General features: G+C 37.6%; 16 protein-coding genes. 4 read left to right on the forward strand and 12 right to left on the reverse strand.

Features of this window, described 5'->3' with window-relative positions; all coding sequences use genetic code 11:
• Nucleotides 1-55: 55 nt before the first annotated feature.
• The 5 genes from D3P12_RS15650 to D3P12_RS08065 form a co-directional block, all read right to left on the reverse strand.
• Nucleotides 56-178, reverse strand: coding sequence for a hypothetical protein (locus D3P12_RS15650; RefSeq protein ID WP_262511130.1), 123 nt, complete (start codon nt 176-178; stop codon nt 56-58).
• Between the two features lie 2 nt (nt 179-180).
• A complete protein-coding gene (locus D3P12_RS08050; RefSeq protein ID WP_118194490.1) occupies nt 181-1269 on the reverse strand; it encodes a TolB-like 6-bladed beta-propeller domain-containing protein in 1089 nt (362 codons plus the stop codon).
• A 59-nt stretch (nt 1270-1328) separates the two neighbouring features.
• Nucleotides 1329-1592 (reverse strand): NVEALA domain-containing protein, encoded by a 264-nt coding sequence (locus D3P12_RS08055; RefSeq protein ID WP_118194491.1) that lies wholly within the window; start codon nt 1590-1592, stop codon nt 1329-1331.
• A gap of 230 nt (nt 1593-1822) precedes the next feature.
• On the reverse strand, nt 1823-4921 hold the full coding sequence (locus tag D3P12_RS08060) for an efflux RND transporter permease subunit (protein ID WP_118194492.1): 3099 nt from the start codon (nt 4919-4921) through the stop codon (nt 1823-1825).
• A 3-nt stretch (nt 4922-4924) separates the two neighbouring features.
• Nucleotides 4925-6007 (reverse strand): efflux RND transporter periplasmic adaptor subunit, encoded by a 1083-nt coding sequence (locus D3P12_RS08065; protein WP_118194493.1) that lies wholly within the window; start codon nt 6005-6007, stop codon nt 4925-4927.
• 411 nt (nt 6008-6418) lie between these two features.
• On the opposite strand from D3P12_RS08065, the gene D3P12_RS08070 reads away from it, so the two are divergent.
• Together D3P12_RS08070 and D3P12_RS08075 are read left to right on the forward strand one after the other, a co-directional pair.
• On the forward strand, nt 6419-6670 hold the full coding sequence (locus D3P12_RS08070; RefSeq protein WP_118194494.1) for an NVEALA domain-containing protein: 252 nt from the start codon (nt 6419-6421) through the stop codon (nt 6668-6670).
• A gap of 200 nt (nt 6671-6870) precedes the next feature.
• Nucleotides 6871-7755: a hypothetical protein gene (locus D3P12_RS08075; RefSeq protein ID WP_157970290.1), complete on the forward strand. Its 885-nt coding sequence runs from the start codon at nt 6871-6873 to the stop codon at nt 7753-7755.
• A 10-nt stretch (nt 7756-7765) separates the two neighbouring features.
• Here D3P12_RS08075 and D3P12_RS08080 read toward each other — a convergent pair whose 3' ends face one another.
• Genes D3P12_RS08080 through D3P12_RS15755 form a run of 5 tightly spaced genes read right to left on the reverse strand, consistent with a single transcriptional unit; the run spans nt 7766 to nt 12305 of the window.
• The gene (locus D3P12_RS08080; protein ID WP_157970291.1) at nt 7766-9574 is read right to left on the reverse strand and encodes an O-antigen ligase family protein; all 1809 of its coding nucleotides are present in this window, start codon (nt 9572-9574) and stop codon (nt 7766-7768) included.
• Between the two features lie 54 nt (nt 9575-9628).
• The gene (lepB, locus tag D3P12_RS08085; RefSeq protein WP_118194497.1) at nt 9629-10501 is read right to left on the reverse strand and encodes a signal peptidase I; all 873 of its coding nucleotides are present in this window, start codon (nt 10499-10501) and stop codon (nt 9629-9631) included.
• Between the two features lie 24 nt (nt 10502-10525).
• Nucleotides 10526-11062, reverse strand: a complete 537-nt coding sequence (locus D3P12_RS08090; protein ID WP_118194498.1) for a hypothetical protein — start codon at nt 11060-11062, stop codon at nt 10526-10528.
• Complete coding sequence (locus D3P12_RS08095; RefSeq protein ID WP_118194499.1) at nt 11055-12089, reverse strand: BF3164 family lipoprotein; 1035 nt, start codon at nt 12087-12089, stop codon at nt 11055-11057. The genes D3P12_RS08090 and D3P12_RS08095 overlap by 8 nt, the downstream gene beginning before the upstream one ends.
• A 3-nt stretch (nt 12090-12092) precedes the next feature.
• A complete protein-coding gene (locus tag D3P12_RS15755) occupies nt 12093-12305 on the reverse strand; it encodes an NVEALA domain-containing protein (protein WP_118194500.1) in 213 nt (70 codons plus the stop codon).
• Between the two features lie 220 nt (nt 12306-12525).
• On the opposite strand from D3P12_RS15755, the gene D3P12_RS08105 reads away from it, so the two are divergent.
• Nucleotides 12526-13896, forward strand: coding sequence for a sensor histidine kinase (locus D3P12_RS08105; RefSeq protein ID WP_118194501.1), 1371 nt, complete (start codon nt 12526-12528; stop codon nt 13894-13896).
• Nucleotides 13897-13949: 53 nt separating this feature from the next.
• On the forward strand, nt 13950-14627 hold the full coding sequence (locus D3P12_RS08110; RefSeq protein WP_118194502.1) for a response regulator transcription factor: 678 nt from the start codon (nt 13950-13952) through the stop codon (nt 14625-14627).
• Here D3P12_RS08110 and D3P12_RS08115 read toward each other — a convergent pair.
• Nucleotides 14624-15637: a glycosyltransferase family 2 protein gene (locus D3P12_RS08115; protein WP_118194503.1), complete on the reverse strand. Its 1014-nt coding sequence runs from the start codon at nt 15635-15637 to the stop codon at nt 14624-14626. The genes D3P12_RS08110 and D3P12_RS08115 overlap by 4 nt on opposite strands.
• A 24-nt stretch (nt 15638-15661) precedes the next feature.
• Nucleotides 15662-16609 carry a polysaccharide pyruvyl transferase family protein gene (locus tag D3P12_RS08120; protein ID WP_205941074.1) on the reverse strand — a complete coding sequence of 316 codons (948 nt, stop codon included), beginning with the start codon at nt 16607-16609 and terminating at the stop codon, nt 15662-15664.
• Nucleotides 16610-16617: the final 8 nt, after the last annotated feature.

The following is a 16617-nucleotide window of genomic DNA, read 5'->3' on the forward strand; positions in this document are numbered from 1 at the left end:
TGAAATTATGAAGTGGTAGTTTTAATTCAAAAGGAATCACCTCCTCAATTCTTTCTCAATTCTTTTCCTGTTTTCTATAAATCGCCCAATAGGCGAGAGGCACCACAAATACACTGATAATGGTTCCTATGACCATACCACCAATCGTAGCAATCGCCCTCAGCCGTTTTATCGCCATTCTCATCTCAATTCTTGTAATATTTGTCTGATGTCGTATTTATAGAGTTCATCCGAATGAACATCAAAAGTATACATTTCACCTCTATTGAGATCGAAATCGAAAGACGTAATATGATGTTCAAGGTTAATCTCTATTAGTGGTTTTCCGTCATAATCAAAGAACAGAATTCGGGGTTTTTTTTCTCGGTTTGTCTGATAGATCGATTCCTTTTCATTAATATGCAGAGTTCCAAAATAGTTATCGAACAATCTTAAGTCAGCAAACGTATAAAGTCTGTCACCTAGACTTTTTTGTTGGATTTTATTTATGTCGTTTAATTTTGATTCAACCGAGACAGTTTTTTTGAAAATACCATCCAAGGAGTAAATGTTAAGATGATTTAGACCAATGGGCATTTCAACTATCTTTCCATTTTTATTGTGAGCTTTTGTAATGGTCGATAGTATATTAATATCTTCATTCATTTCGATTTTAGCACTATTCAATACATTTAGCACTTCAGACGTTTTCTTTTCGTTTCTGTGATATAGATACCTAAGTTGCTGAGTTAGATCTGGGCTCGCTTCCTTGAATAAATATTGTGACGAATCAATTACAACTGAATTAAATAAAAAAGGTGGAATAGAGTCCGTTACAATCGAAATACTTAAAGCTTTATCATTAATTGATTTGTCAATATTCATTTTTAATAATCTACCCCTTTGAGAGTCATAAATATATGCATAGAGCGAGTCGTATGTGTGAAGAGTGCCTTTAGTAGCTATACTCGGAGGTTGTAAGAACTGAAAAGGGCCTTCGCCTATTGTCAAGAAATTGCCAAGTATCGAATAATCATTTAGTGAAACAAATGACCACAGGCCATCATCGTCGATTGTAGAAAAAATTAATAGTGAGTCATGTATAGCGAAATTACGAATACCAATTACATCGATGTCAACGAAGGTTCTTTCTTTTAAAGTAACGCTTTTTGGAAATTTTTTAACGAAATCAACCTGTTTAAACGCCATATTATTAGTGATTGACTCTTTACAACCAACTGTTAATATGGCAAAGACCAAGATCATCAGATGAATGTTTTTTTTTCTCATTGAATATTGACTAAGAGTTAAAACACCCTCCACAACTGGAGGGTGTAACTAGATAATAATTAACATTTATCGGAGGAAGAGTTCCATGCGTAAGTTCCGTCCACAAATTCGCAAGTTTGACAATATCGTACTTGACTTCCTTCTTTAGTCGTAATCGTATTATAACAAGTCTCTTTGTCATCTTCTTCACCAGTCGCCAAAGCTTCTATATTGTTCATAGTTAACATTGAGATGTTATTATCATCTTTTTTAATATTTAAATTAATTGCTGCAAATAATGCAACGACGATTGCAGCTGAAGCTGTTAAGATTTTCTTTTTCATTGTTTTAGATTAATAATGTGAATTAAATAAATGACTACATATATCATTTCAGTAGTCTTCAGATATATACATATAAATGTATTTTTGTTATATCAAACCTCCTTTTTTTAATCTATAGAAGTAAGATTCGTGTTCTTATTCCTATGTGTGATGAATATTTAATTTCGAAATATTTTAAAATTACAGCTCATAAAACATCATCCCAAGAGAATCATCCTCTCAATTCTTTCTCAATTCTTTTCCTGTTTTCTATAAATCGCCCAATAGGCTAGGGGTACCACAAATACACTGATAATGGTTCCTATGACCATGCCACCAATCGTAGCGATTGCGAGCGGTTTCTCAAGTTCAGACCCCATATCACTACTGAAAAGTAAGGGTGCCATACAAACAATTGATGTTAAACTAGTCATGAGTATGGCATTGAGCCTTCGTTTTCCTGCCTCATGAATAGATTCTATGAGGGGGACACCCGATCGGCGAAGTTGATTCATCATGTCAACTTTCAGAATACTATCGTTGATGATAATGCCACAAGTCACAATAATTCCGATTGCTGACATTAAGTTTAAAGAATGTCCCAAAATCAACAGTAAAGCTAGCGCAGCTGCTATCGCAATCGGTATTTCTAAAAGTACAATCAGTGGCTGGACAAAACTTTCAAACTGTGCCGCTAAGATGAAATACATCAGCATGATGGATATGGCCAAGATGATCATCATTTCGGTCAGCATCTCGTTGTTTGTGAAGTAGGAACCTGAAAAACTGATATCCCAATCTGAGAAGGAAGCCTGATTCGCCTCAATTTTATCGATAAGCTGTTCAGCATGATTAGTTTCAAAAAAATGATAAGGTATATATTCACCAGTCCTGCCCGCAATAATTGATTTTAAATCTTCTGAGGTAGTCGTGCTGACAAAACTGTTCAGGGGCAAGGATTCCGTTCTACCATTTTCATCAGCCTCAGTTTGTACAAGTGAGCTTTCCAATATGTCATGTAGATCGGTCTCTTGGTTACTGGCTACCACAATAGGAAGATATTGCTGATAGGAGCGGAGTGTCGTTATTTCACTTTCGCTCAAACTGGTTTCCAATGTTTGCAAAAGTGTGTTGAAAGACACATTATACAACAGTAATTTAGCGCGATCGATATGAATATTAATCTGATTTTCGAAGGATTCGATAGAGGGGACTTGAGCCGTTATATGCGAAAGATCGTTACCCATTTTTTCAATTTCACCCGCTGTAATTGACCGGTGGATGTTCTTTTTGTATAACTCCATTGTCAAATCTGGCTCATTGGTTGCGAAAATACTCTCAAAGATCGTATTGGAAGGCGCAAAGCTTATCGCAGCATCTGGATGGTTTCCCGAAAAATAATCCTGAACCTTCTTTGTAATAACAGGGATGTCTTCATCACTAGGCACCTTCAAATAAATTTCAGATTCAGTAGATGTCTTTTCCCGATCTTTATTCAGCAGAAACTGTTGTTCACCTACGAGTGCTGCGCTTTCTATAACACCGGAATCAAGGTTTTGAAGGAAGTGTCTGATTCTGTTTTCGTTCGCTTCCAGATTAATATTTTCATTCCATTCGACCGTAACTACCAGTTCATTTTGACTGATATCAGGCATCTTTTCTTTAGGAATAAGTTGCAGTAGCAGAAAGCAGAAAGGAAGTAATGCCACCATAACCGTCGCCGTGAGTAATTTATGTCTGAAGATCCAGTCTGTTCCTTGATGGTAAATTCTATGATGAAGGGGCTCTTTTTCATTATTGGGTTCAGTTCTACTGTCTTTACTTCCAAAGCGTTTAGCGAAGTTTATAGTGCCCTTTGGCTTTATGGAGTAAACCGTTTTGTACAAAACCGGTACAAACATAATCCCCGTCAGATAGGAGACCATCAGTCCCACAGCAACCGAAAATGCCTGATCAAAAAAAATCGCTCCTGCAATACCACTTAGAAAAATCAGGGGCATGAATACCGATATGGTGGTCAATGCAGAACTCAGCATTGGCGCGATAACCTCGTTCGTTCCCATTACAACGGCATCGTCAAGTGTCAAGCCCTTTTTTTGATATTGGCCGATGTTGTCCGTAACAATAATCGAATTATCAATCATCATTCCTAGAGCCAGAATCAACCCCGTAAGCGAAACCACATTCAACGAAATATTGAACAGATAGAAAAAGAGAAATGCAATAATAAGTGAAACAAACACACTGATTCCGATAATAAGCGGCGCACGGATATCGCTTAGAAAAAATATGGATACCAGACACACGAAAATAAATGCGAGAATAAGGTTTTGTTGCAGATTTGAAATGGTATAATCCAGTAACTCGGTTTGGTTTTGAGAAATATCAAAAGCAATCTGAGGGTAATTCAGCCGAAGTTGGTCGACGACATCGCTCAAACCTTCCTGCATGGTAGCCATATTCTCATCCGCTTGCTTGATGATGTCCAGAACTATCGCACGCTTCCCATTGTAAAAAGAGATACCCTTTTCCTGAATCGGCACCTCCTTAATCTGAGCTATATCCTTAAACTGATAGATCTTCTCATTTTTTTTGATGTAAATATTTGCAACATCAGAGACTGTCCGCAACAGAGATGAGAAGTTGATGTTATATTCATAATGCCCGTCTTTAATCTTCATGCTTCCCGGCTCAATGTTGTTATTGAGCAGGCTATTTTCCAGGTCTGCATACGTGATTCCTGATATTGCCAGGGTTTGCTTATCAGGTATAATGCTTACCTGCTTTTTTACCAGACCCGTCATGTCAACCATGGATATTTCCGGTAACTGTTCGATTCTTCTTCTGATGACTGATTCAGAAAGTTCACTCAATTCCAGAAAAGAGGCCATGTTATGCTCACCATAGGGTAAATCCTCTTTCAGCGTCAGGTTCAGTTTGAATACCGGAATATCTGTAGCGCTGGCTTTTACCACTCTTGGCCGGTCAATCGAACGTGGAATATAATTCATCGCCACATCAATCTTTTCATTGACTTCAATAAATGCTAAGTCAATATCAGCCCCGTATTTAAAATTAAGCTTAATAACTGAGTTCCCGTCTCGCGTCTCGGTTCTCAAGTCTTGTAGCTTGCCTACCTGCAGCAGCTGGCGTCTTATTGGGGATACAACCGAATTTTCAAGCTCACGCGCAGAGATGTTGTTTCCAGAAACCTGCACCGTAATTTCTGGGATTGGTATATTAGGCAATAATGAAACCGGAACATTCATATAGGTAATCATGCCTATAATGAAAAAAGCCGTGACCGCCATAAATACAGCAATAGGTCTGTTTATCAGGTGTCTAACCATTTTTTATTCCGTTACTTTTACCACTGTCTCATGCGCCAGGTTTACGTTACCGTCATAAATTACCTGATCGCCTTCGTTCAAGCCTTCAGCGATCATGTATTCAGAAGCGTTCTCACCGCCGACCGTCACATAATTCCACTGTGCTTTACCATTTTCGTAGGTAAAAACTACTTCTTTATTATTTCGCAACACCAATGCTTCCTTGGGTATTGTCAGCTGTTTGGCTAGCAGTTTCTGAATTTGCACCCTCACGTTCATTCCATCATACAGCTTCATGCCTCCAGTTTGCGAGATACCAGCTTGAATTTTCACCATGCCGTTTTTGTCGACCAGGGGGTTTATTTCCGTTATCCTTCCTTCAGCTACTTTGCCATTATAAGAGACAGGCATTACGCGTACTTTATTATTACTTTGAATAAGCTGTAATTCACTTTCCAGTACGCTGAAATCGACGTTAAAACTGCCCGTTGCCAGAACCGTACAAAACGGTTCATCTGAAGCGGGTATATTATGTTCCTGTGTAAAGAGGTTTGCGATGATACCTGAAAAAGGCGCATAAAGTACGGTGTTCTTTAGGTTGTGGTCAGCAAGCCGAAATTGAATAATAGACTTATCATATCCGCTACGAACCCTTGCCAACTCCATAATTGCTTTGGGAACGTTGACGGAGTCTTCCAGCGTATAGCCCTGACCGATCAAAACATCCTGTAATTCCAGTCGCGCTTGTTTTAAAGCATCTGAAGCCTGATCCAGTTCATTTTGATAGTTGAACCTGTCGAGACTTGCTATTTTCTGTCCGACAGCTACCCGCTGACCATTTTTGACATATATGTGCTCAATCACATCTGGCTGTTCAAACCTCAAGTCAGCTTTCTTTGCTGCGGACACAATACCATTCGAAACAATATCCCTATTGAAATCTTTGATTTCAACTGTTTTTACTTTAACAAGATTATCGGCATCTGGTAGGACGATGTTCTCCGTATTCTCGTTTTCATCCTTGTTTTTTGAATTTGAACAGGAAAAGAAAACCGTTGAAAAAACAACAGTAACTAAAAGGCATTTCGTTATAATATTTTCGGTCATAAGAATTGGCAAAACGTTTTTTTGTAAATCTACTGCCTAGCGAACGATGAACAAAAGAATATAAATAGTGAAATCTTACTCAATTCTTTCTCGAAATATTGTCTCTATTGGGGTAAATATTAGACCCAACTTTTCCGGGATTGGGGATTGAAAAAGAATTCAGAAAGAATTGAGTATCTCGATTATTGAAGAAAACGGATGATTAGGTAATATCTTTATTACATGTTTAAAGCAACTTTAAGGAGAGAGTTGAATTAAACCCTTTTTAAGTGGTCGCTCTTTTAAAACTCGTTTGAAATACCAAAAAAGAAAGGAGGAATATACGGAAGCATAAATTTAAAATGTAAAGATTGACTGTAGATAGAGACACAGTTAAATAAGCAGAATGAATAATTTTAAAAGTAAGAAAAAATGAAAAAGAAAATTTTGGGAGCTGTAGCTGCTACAGCATTTGCCGCCGTAATGGCATTAAACTTAAATGTTGGCATTGGTGCCAATGAAACATCTGCCTTGACTATGAATAATATAGAGGCTTTGGCCAATGGTGAAGGTGCCGATTGCCCGAACGGATGCAAAGATGTTGGATGGGGAACTCAAGAAATATTAAAATGTGATTGTACTTATACAAGCTATTTTTCGAGTTGTGATTCTTGGGGTTGTTGATCTGATTTAAGGGAGCAAAAGCTCCCTTAAATTTAAATTTTACTATATAATATATGCGTAATTTATATTTATTTATAATAGGACTTGTGTTACTATTCTCATGTAACAATAGCGAAACTAGGGAAACGAAAGAGTTTCCAAGGCATATTACATTAACTGCTCAAAAGCAGCAAATAGATCAGGTAATAAAACCTGTAAATATGACTATATATGACGATTTTTTGATTATTCAAAACGATCGAATTCCTGATTCACATTGTTTTTATGTGTATTCTATCGAAACACTAGACTTCCTTTACAGTTTTGGCTCATTTGGAGAAAGTGAAGATGAGTATCTTGCACCTCGTATTTCCCGTAGTGTTGACAACGAACATTTTGCTGTTTTCGATCAAAGAACTCGGAATATCAATTTGTATAATATTACTAATGAGTCTGCTGAACTTGTTGAACGAAAGAATATGAATGAACCTACTAAGTTCCCTCTTCAGGAATTGAGTTTTGTCAATGATTCTGTCCTTCTTTATTTATCAGTAGATAACAAGGTTGTATCATATAACCTGAATCAGGAGAGCATAGTCGATACAATACAATTCGACACGGGAATTGAGAGCTATTTAGGCGGTGAATATAGTCAGTCTATGGATTTTTTCCATTTTGCTAATTATGGCAATAGAATCGTTACTGGACACAATTTCATAAATAGAATAACCGCTAATCAATCTGATGATAGAGGCCTTTTTCAAACAAATGTTGTTTCTATGACAAAAGAAAGGCCGAATAATTTTAACTCGAGTTTATATGATAATATTTATCAGTACGTATACGTTTATGCTAGTGCGGAAAATGTCTTTGCACAGTATTCCGGATATAAATTTAAAACATTGCAGCCGTTTCCAATGAACATGGGCAAAAGGCATTTCGACTTCCTGATGGAAGTTTATGATTGGGATTTAAAGCCTAAAGTTTTGTTGGAATTTGATAATAATATTATGACTTGTGTAATTGATGAAGAGAGAAAGAGAATTATAACTTGGGATCCATTAGAAGATTTGAACTATTTATTGGTTTACGATTATGATATTTAATTTGAAGATTCTAAAAACAATTTTCACAACCATCGACAAAGTCGTTGGTTGTGGATCTGGAAGTAGTTTTTTCAAGCGAATCTAAAACGTTTTTCATGTCGTTTCTCATTTGTTCGGTTGCAGGCGAAGTAATCTTAATATTCGTATCTAATAGGTTCTGTACACTTTCTTTTGCTTTCTCCAAATCATTGATTTCTATGTACAATCGTGTCAACAAATAAGATGGATACAACCTATGAGGAACCAAGTTCATTGCAAATAAATAATGTTCAATAGCCTGATCATATTCTCCCAATGCTTGATGATTTTTTCCTAAAATATTATATATCATGGGGTCGCAACTGCGCTCCTTAGCTCTTCCTAAGATTAAATTGCTAGTACGATAGTCTTTTATATTGGATAGTATATGACCATATTCAAAAAGATACTCTACATTGTGTTTTAAAGCCTCATATTCTTCTGAATATGACTTTTCTGCTGTTTCATAAGATTTTGTGTTGTATAGGTAACGAGACTTTGTCCATGCTTGATAAGATTCATATATCTCCTTCTGCTGAGCAGCAATATATACAGTCGAACAAAATGCAGAAATGTAAAACAAAAATACAGGAACTCGTGCGATCGGTTTATTGATACTTTCGTAGTCTTCTGAAGAGTTGCATATAGCGATCAGGACGATAAGGGAAATAACAAATGGCATTAGACTAAAAGGGTAGGACATACCCGCAAACACCAATAAAGAAATCAAACCACCTAACGGTGCTATCTTTTTGTTCTTAATAGCCGAAGAAATGGAGAGAGCTAAAATTGTAAGGAAAAGCAAAAAGGGAAAAATTCCCCACTCCGCACATATCTGAAGATATTCATTGAATGCGTATTGAGGAACACCTGCAATCATTTCTTCTTGTTCCGTTCCATTTTTGTTTTCGAAATATTCTGCTTGATATTTACCATAGCTTCCTGCATAGAATCCTATACCAACACCAAATGGATTGTCTTTAATTTGTTCGATTGTATTTTTCCAGATCAGGAATCTACCGTCTGCTGAATCTTTTTTGAAGACATAGAGACTATAAAATGCAACAGTGAGAGCCATAAGTCCAATAAAGGAAATAAAGGCAATTTTTTTCCGTTTAACTGTCGCAAAGAGATTAATTAGCTGTCGATTATTAAAAATCATAACAGCTAGGCATCCCGCGATTGCGGAAAGCCACGAAGCACGGCTAGCTGTGGAAGGGAGAATAATTACGATAGATATAAATGATGTGGCTGCAATTGCTAATATTGCGTTTCTTGTAATTTTTCCATTTAATGCATTGTTTCCGCGTAGAAAAAAATGTAATGCCATGGGAGCTATCATTGCCAGATAACCTGCATAAGGCCCAGGATTATAAAATGATCCTGTAGTTTTGAACAGCGAATGTTGGGAATGAGTGAATCCATATAGCTGTCTTAGACCCCAGACCGCTTCAATAAATCCTGATAATAAAAAACAAACTATCAAGATTACAGATGAATTATGAACTTGAGATAGCTGTATCTTAATAAGGAAATATAAGATCAAAACATTGAATAGTGTCTGCGTGATCGGTGTCAGCTCTCTTGCTGGAAACCAGGTTATTACTATTCCCGATATCATAAATAATAAAAACAAGCCATCGACTATGGAAAACCCGATAGGATTTTTGTTGATCAGATAGGAACAAAAGGTAGCTAAAGCGACAGCTGGCAAGGTTTTGTAGAACCAAAAGGTTTGACCAATAACAATTCCTTGAGTTATGGAATCATCAACTACGAAAACTGTACATAACAATAACATTAAGGGTGTTGTACATATATAGCTAAGTATAAGTTTTAAATTTGGCGTCCACATTTACTCGATTCTTTTTAAAATCCGTTCAAACCTATGTTTTCCAGTTGCTGGATTTTTTGAACTCCAAATCCTTGTTGCGATCCCCGTGATACAATATTCAGGCAGAAGTCCCCAATAACGTGAGTCTTGGGAGTTTAACCCGTTGTCGCCAGCTAAAAAATAATAGTTTCGGCTGAATACAAAGTGATCGATTTTCTGAGTATCCAGATAGATTTCACCGGCCTCCATGGAAAGCTTCTGATCGGTTTCGTCTTCGATCAGTTTTTTATAAAGAATGTAATTACGAGAATCAATTTGCAAGCTATCCCCAATTTTTGGAATATATAGGGGGCCGAAATCTTTGATATTCCAATTGTAAACAGAATCATAGGGGAATGTTGTGTATATACGCTCCATTCTTTTCAAGTCTAAATCTGACATTAAGCTAATATTCTCTTGGGATGAGGTTAATCCTGATGATCCCATTTTTCCATGAATTTTAAAAAAGCCATTTATAATTTCAATCGTGTCGCCAGGCAAACCAATACATCGTTTAATGAAATAGCGATTTAAGTCCATTTCGATCTTTGCCCAGGTATCTCGATGTGGAAAATTAAATACTATTAACTCATTGTGTTTGATTTTTCTCATCCCTTTTATACGGATCAATGATTTCTCGGGATTCGAATTAAATAGATTGATAATCCTACCTCCAAACAGTAGTTTGTTGACAAGAATTTTATCTCCTATCATAAGTGTAGGAGACATGGAGTTGGAAGGTATGGTGTATATTGAGAATACAAATACACGTAACAACACAACAATCAAAATGGTTATAATCGCGAGCGAAAGGTAGAAACCGATAGGTCTTAGTACCGATTTTATTTTTGACATAAAAAGGTTCTATTCCTGGTCACCCTATTCGTTGATAATTTGTTTATATAATTCCCAAATCTTTAGATTGAGTGTGGGGTTGCCTATTGACACTACTTTGTTTTCGCGATCTAAGAGGAAACATTGATATTCCATTTCTGAAGGGAAGGAATTTAGCTCCTGTAATTTGCCGGCTCTGTCCATATAAATAATAGGGTCAAATTTATCACGGAGAATTAAATGTTGTAGTTCCTTTTCGTTTTGTGGTTTGAAGTAGAAGAGGAAATCAACCTCATCTCCAAACAAGGAATCAGCTTCTTGGATGTAATTTTTCCATGCTTGCAATCGTAGTTTACAACTGGTACAACCGGTAGAATCGGTATATAAGAATACTTTATAATTAGCATTCGAGGAACTCATAAAAGTGTCTCTGTTCAAAGAGTAAGCATCGATATCTTCCGGTATCTGAATTGTTTTCCCCATCCACTCGGATACTATTTTTTCGGCTTTTTTGTTTTCTCGATTACAAGCGCCAATGATGACACAAAATGTTAAAAGTAATAGTGTAGCTTTTTTAGTCATATCTGAACTTTTTTAAAGGTTGATTACTATTTACGTCAAGACCTAGGATATATTTGTCTTTTTCGTTGATATGGAAACCTGTGATATAAGAGTCTAACTTATATTCAATCTTTGGCGTACCGTCAAGAGAGAAAACGTGTATGCTGTTTCCGCCTTCGTGTGTCACTTTTCCTCGTTTAATGTCTTCAAAAGAATGACCCCAAAATAATGCATAGATACTTTCGTTTCCTACGTACACATCACTATAACCCATTATGCCGTTGGGGATAGCATGGCCTCCTTTTACAATGAACTCTGGTTCTTCGTTTTTTACTATATTGATCGTTCTTTTCTTTTTTAGATCATAGATTTCCAACACTTGGCCTAACTGACTAACCATCGCAAGGATACCATGTTCAGCATTATAATCTATAAACGAACGCCAGGCTTGGGCTAAAGCAACTTGAGGAGTCTTGGTTTCTAAAACATCGCTTGCAGGTATCTTAAAGACACGATCAATTATCTTCCCTTCATGGTTTATGAGATTAATCCGGTATTCTCCTGTATAGTCTGGTACAATGAATGTTGAATCATTCAAGAAGTCGAAATCGAGTACACGAATGAGATCATCGTCCAATAAGATTGTTTTGTCTGGTTCCGTAAAACCATTAGAGAAAGAAACTAGTTTTTGTTTGTTGGCATCTAACGACCAAAGAATTCCATGTTCATCCAACCGAATGTTTTCTGCATCCAAAAAATCGTTAGGAGCCTGACCATATTTCATAAAGCTATTTTTATGTTTTAAAGAAGGATATGCAAATTCATGAGCATAATGTGCCTTTGGATGTAGATCCATTATATAAAGTAAAGATCCTCCTTGTCGAAGCCGGAAAGGGTATTTAAGATGTATGTCAGTAATCGGTACAGTAGTACCGGCAAGTTGAATTTTATCATCAAAGTGCATAAGCTTTTTACTCTTTGCTTTGTTGCAGGAAAGTAGAAGAATCACAAAGAATAAATTAAATACGATTCGGAAGCCTCTTTTCATTATTTATAGAACGTATTTAACCTTTATAGTACTGGTAGGACAATCTAGAGAGCCCAAATGATAACAGTAGGGTTCAGGGTTTTCGGAATCTGCTAAGGCTTCAACAATTTCCAATTTAAGCAGAAAATTTTCATATTTTTCGTCGCCTTCTAGGTTTATAATACAGGATATTGCTATTGCAAAACAGATTATAATAAATTTGATATACTTTTTCATTGCTTAGTCTTAGTTTTGAGTTAATTGATTATCGGGATCAAAATAAGTATTATGAGCTACTTAGCTAGATAATTGCTAGTGCTCAATTCTTGCTCAATTCTTATCGAATTATATGCTGTCAGCTATTAATTATGTTTTGAAAATGCTGTATTGCTAATAAAAAAGTAGTTGAATATTGTCTATATTCGTTATTTCGGTTCCACGAGAAGTTTTTTGGAGTATGAACGTAGAAAATAAGCGAATTAGAATAATAGTTACTTCAATCTTAATTGCGATTTTATTTGGTCAGGGCATCTGGGTGCATAATATGAATCAGGTTTATCGAGTTCAATTCACGGAAATTGTTGCTAAAGCTATTGAAACAGCAATATTGAAGGAGGTATCAAGCAGACATGAACAAATGGGGGGAACTATCGCCTTTTCGCGTTTGACGGATCCGAAGGACACATCGCGTTATATTACCAAAACCCTACGATCAGCTGATACATCATTACAAGTGACCTTCGATCGTTACGATCCTAATGCTCAGAAAAAGCTTTTTCAATTTCTATTAAAAGATGATCTACCATTAAATGTTCAGCAACTCGATAGTCTTTTTCGGGTAGAACTGACGAGATATAAATTTCCGTTGGCACGTACAGTAATCGAATATATAGATCTGAAAACTGGTAAAGTGTTACGAAGTTCGAGTAGTATTTCTTCTCCCTCTCGCAAATGGTTGTCATCTGAACTGGTTGTTGTTGATATTTTTGAAACTATTGGAGTCCGGGCCTATGCGGAAACTACATCAACAGCTGTTTTGAAACGAATGGCCTTCCAGTTATTATTGTCTTTTCTTTTAATTTCCTTCTGTGTCTTTTTTCTTTTTACCATTATTCGAACATTCTTTTGGAAGGAAAAGGTTGAAGCCATGAGGAAAGAGTCCATCAACACGCTGACCCATGAGTTCAAGCGCCCGATTTCCAGTGCGGTAGCACAGGTTTCGCTCATCCCATATTATCTTAAAAAAGAGAACCCTGATAAAGCAAGCCAATATGCTGAAAACACGTTGTTGGAGCTTAACAAGCTAACCGCATACACAGAGCGTATCCAAAGCATCAGTAAGGGTACGGAGCCTCATCTGGCTCTGAACAGGGTTTCGGTTTACCTGCCTGACTTTTTTAAACGTGTGAAGAAGAAATACGCTGAAACGCCCGAAAAGAAGATTGATCTCGATGTTAAATTCAACAGTAAATTCGAGTATTTTACCATGGACCTCTTGCACATGTCAAATGTACTGGACAACCTGATAGAGAACGCGATTAAATATTCCAAAGATTACCTGAAGATAGATGTGGATGTGCAGGACGGCAAGGAGGGCTTGCTTATCCGGGTGAAGGACAACGGTATCGGTATAGCAAAGGCTGAAGTGACTAAGGTGTTCGACCGCTACTTCCGTTCATCTAATGTTCAACAGACGAACGCCAATGGTTTTGGCCTAGGGCTGACTTATTGTAAGCTGGTTGTCGAGGAACATGGTGGCTCGATCAACGTTGATAGTGAACTTGGGGTAGGCTCCACCTTTTCGGTGCGTTTACCTCTAGCAAGTTGAATTTGAATCCAAGCACTCTTTATTGCTAAATTTGTATTATATTTCAGGTATAGATGATGCGGAAGAAAATATTATTTATAGAGGATGATCTAGGTCTGGCTGTTCCATTGAAGGAATTCTTTGAAGATCACGGCTTTGAAGTGTTTGTTTCTACGACTGGAGAAGAGGGCTTGGCTTTGTATAATGAGAAGAAGCCTGATTTGATTCTTCTGGATATTATTTTGCCAGATAAAAATGGATTTGATATTATTTCTACGATTCGGGATAAAGACCTGACAACACCCGCTATCTTAATAACGGGAACGGAGTTTAATGACGAGAACCAAATTCGAGCTTATGAACTGGGCAGCTTAAATTTTATGCCTAAGCCTATCTTGCCACAAGCGGTTTTGGCTTTGATACAGCATGTATTGAGTGTGCCGAAAGAGCTTAAAAGCTACAAAATAGGAGCTTATGAGATACAGCTTCAGTCGCAAACGCTAACGATTAGTTCGGATAAACACAATTTACGTGAAAAGGATGCCAAATTAATGGAGTTCTTATTGGAAAGAAAGGATCTGGTTATTTCCCGGCAAGTGCTCTTGAAGCAAATTTGGCACTCGGATGATTACAAATACAATAACCTGCTTGACGCGGCAATTTATAGGGTACGGCAATTATTGAAGGATTACCCTGGTATAGTTATAAAAAATGTGTACGGCAGCGGTTATATGCTGAAGTCGCTTTCTTAACCTCCATGAACATCCACCACGAGTTTCTTGTAATTCTGATAACCCCGGTCTACCGGCATTAAATAGTGCATGATTAACCGCGAGTGGAATTTGATCCTTACTTTTGATTTCAGAAATTTATGTTTCGATAGGTAAAGCAACGCATTTTTATAACTATCCTTTCGCAAATGCTTGTAAGCGGCAATTTTGAAGCGCTCGTCTATATCCGCCGTCGCAATCCGAAAGAAGAAATACGATTTCAATCGCTCGATAAACTGGTATACTTCAAGATGTGATTTTAGCTTATTGTCTTTATCTACAAACTCCTGCATGTTATCTATAATCCGCAAGTAGGATTTAAAATTCTTTAGCGAAGGTTTCTGAGTGATGGATTCATCCTGTATGTGGTAGATATAAGTACTATCGCTGATAACGAAGGCTGATTCGGCTAAACAGGCAAGCTGAAAAGACCATAAATTATCTTCATGGATCAAACCTTCTTTGAAGGTGAGATTGTTTGCGAGTAGAAAATCTCTGTTAACCAGCTTGTTCCAGGCCATCATGTACCAATCTTCATTCAGGTAGCTCAACAAAATCCGCTCGTCCGAGCGCAACGGTCCCCGAGCCAGACGGAGCGGTGGATAAGGTATATCGGAGCCGGCTACTTCGTAGTCGGCAATGACGAAGTCAAGATCCGATTCTCCTATGGGCTCCATCATCAGTTCGATGCAGTTATTGGTTATCTCATCATCGCTATCCAAAAAGTACACATAGTCTCCCGTTGCGTGCACGACACCGGTATTGCGTGCGGCGGATAAGCCGCGGTTTTTTTCATGGACGACAATTGACGCCGAGGAGCCACGGGGGTGCTTGTCTAAGACTGACCGGGCAAGAGCCATGCTATTATCCGTTCCACAATCATCAACCAAGATGACCTCAATATTTCCATAGCTTTGGTTTAATGCTGATGTGAGCGAACGTTCGATAAAGTCTGCTACTTGAAAAACGGGTATGATGATTGAAACCTTCATGGCTAATATTAGATACTACAAGATTTATTTGATAAAGCTGATGCCTTCCAGATCGCTGAACCAGGTGCTGTAAAACGTACTGTTCTTCCCATACGAATTATCCAAAAAATAACAATGCTTGTGCAGTAAAACGGCTAAAATGGCTACATGTAAACGGGTTGTATAAATTTCTTTATACTGACTGACAAAAGCAACACCGATCTTGAGAAGTTTGTTTTTAAAAATATGGTGTGCGTACCAGTCTACCATACCTCTGGAACTGTATTTATTGTTTGAAATAGCGAACAGCTTTTTTGAAGGCGGTTCGCTGGTTTCAAGTGAAGGCCAGTCGCGGATCTCAATGTTCTTGCCGGCCGGCTGCAACTTCTCAATGCTACCCTCGGGAAGCTCTTTGTCTTTCCTTTTCAGAATCAACGTTTTGTCTTCTTCATTAACACGGTATTTTTCCAGCACTTGCTTAGGTATACAAAAGGCCATGTCCGGCACGAGTAGGATATAGTTGTCGCTAAAGTGCTCGCTAAGCAGGGCGAACGATTTATCATCGCGCGCACAGATGTGGAGGTCTGGATGCTGTGCCATGATTTTGGCGTCCTTCTTCATCAGCTCCTGATCTTCATAGAAGAAAGTTTGTGGTAAAATAATGATCCGGTGATAAGGATAGTTCTGAATGATATCCATCCGGAAGCGTTGGTGCTCGGGCCAAAGATCGCCGAAATTACCACCACCATGAAGCAGGATGGTGCCGCCTTTAGGATTGATTCTTGATTCTTTGAATGTTACAACAGATGATTTATAGGTACATCGATGAGGGATATGCTTAAAAAATTGCAGAGTCCCTTCCCAGATAAGCGTGTCACCGATATTATTATGATAGGGAAGGTCCAGGTAAACAAAATCTTCCTGGATCAGCGGTTTTACCTGATCAATAATCCGTGCTTTTAAAGATTCTACTTTCTCGGTAAAATGCATCATGCGTTACG

The sequence above is a fragment of the Pedobacter indicus genome (assembly GCF_003449035.1).
In the GTDB taxonomy this organism is placed as follows: Bacteria; Bacteroidota; Bacteroidia; order Sphingobacteriales; family Sphingobacteriaceae; genus Albibacterium; species Albibacterium indicum.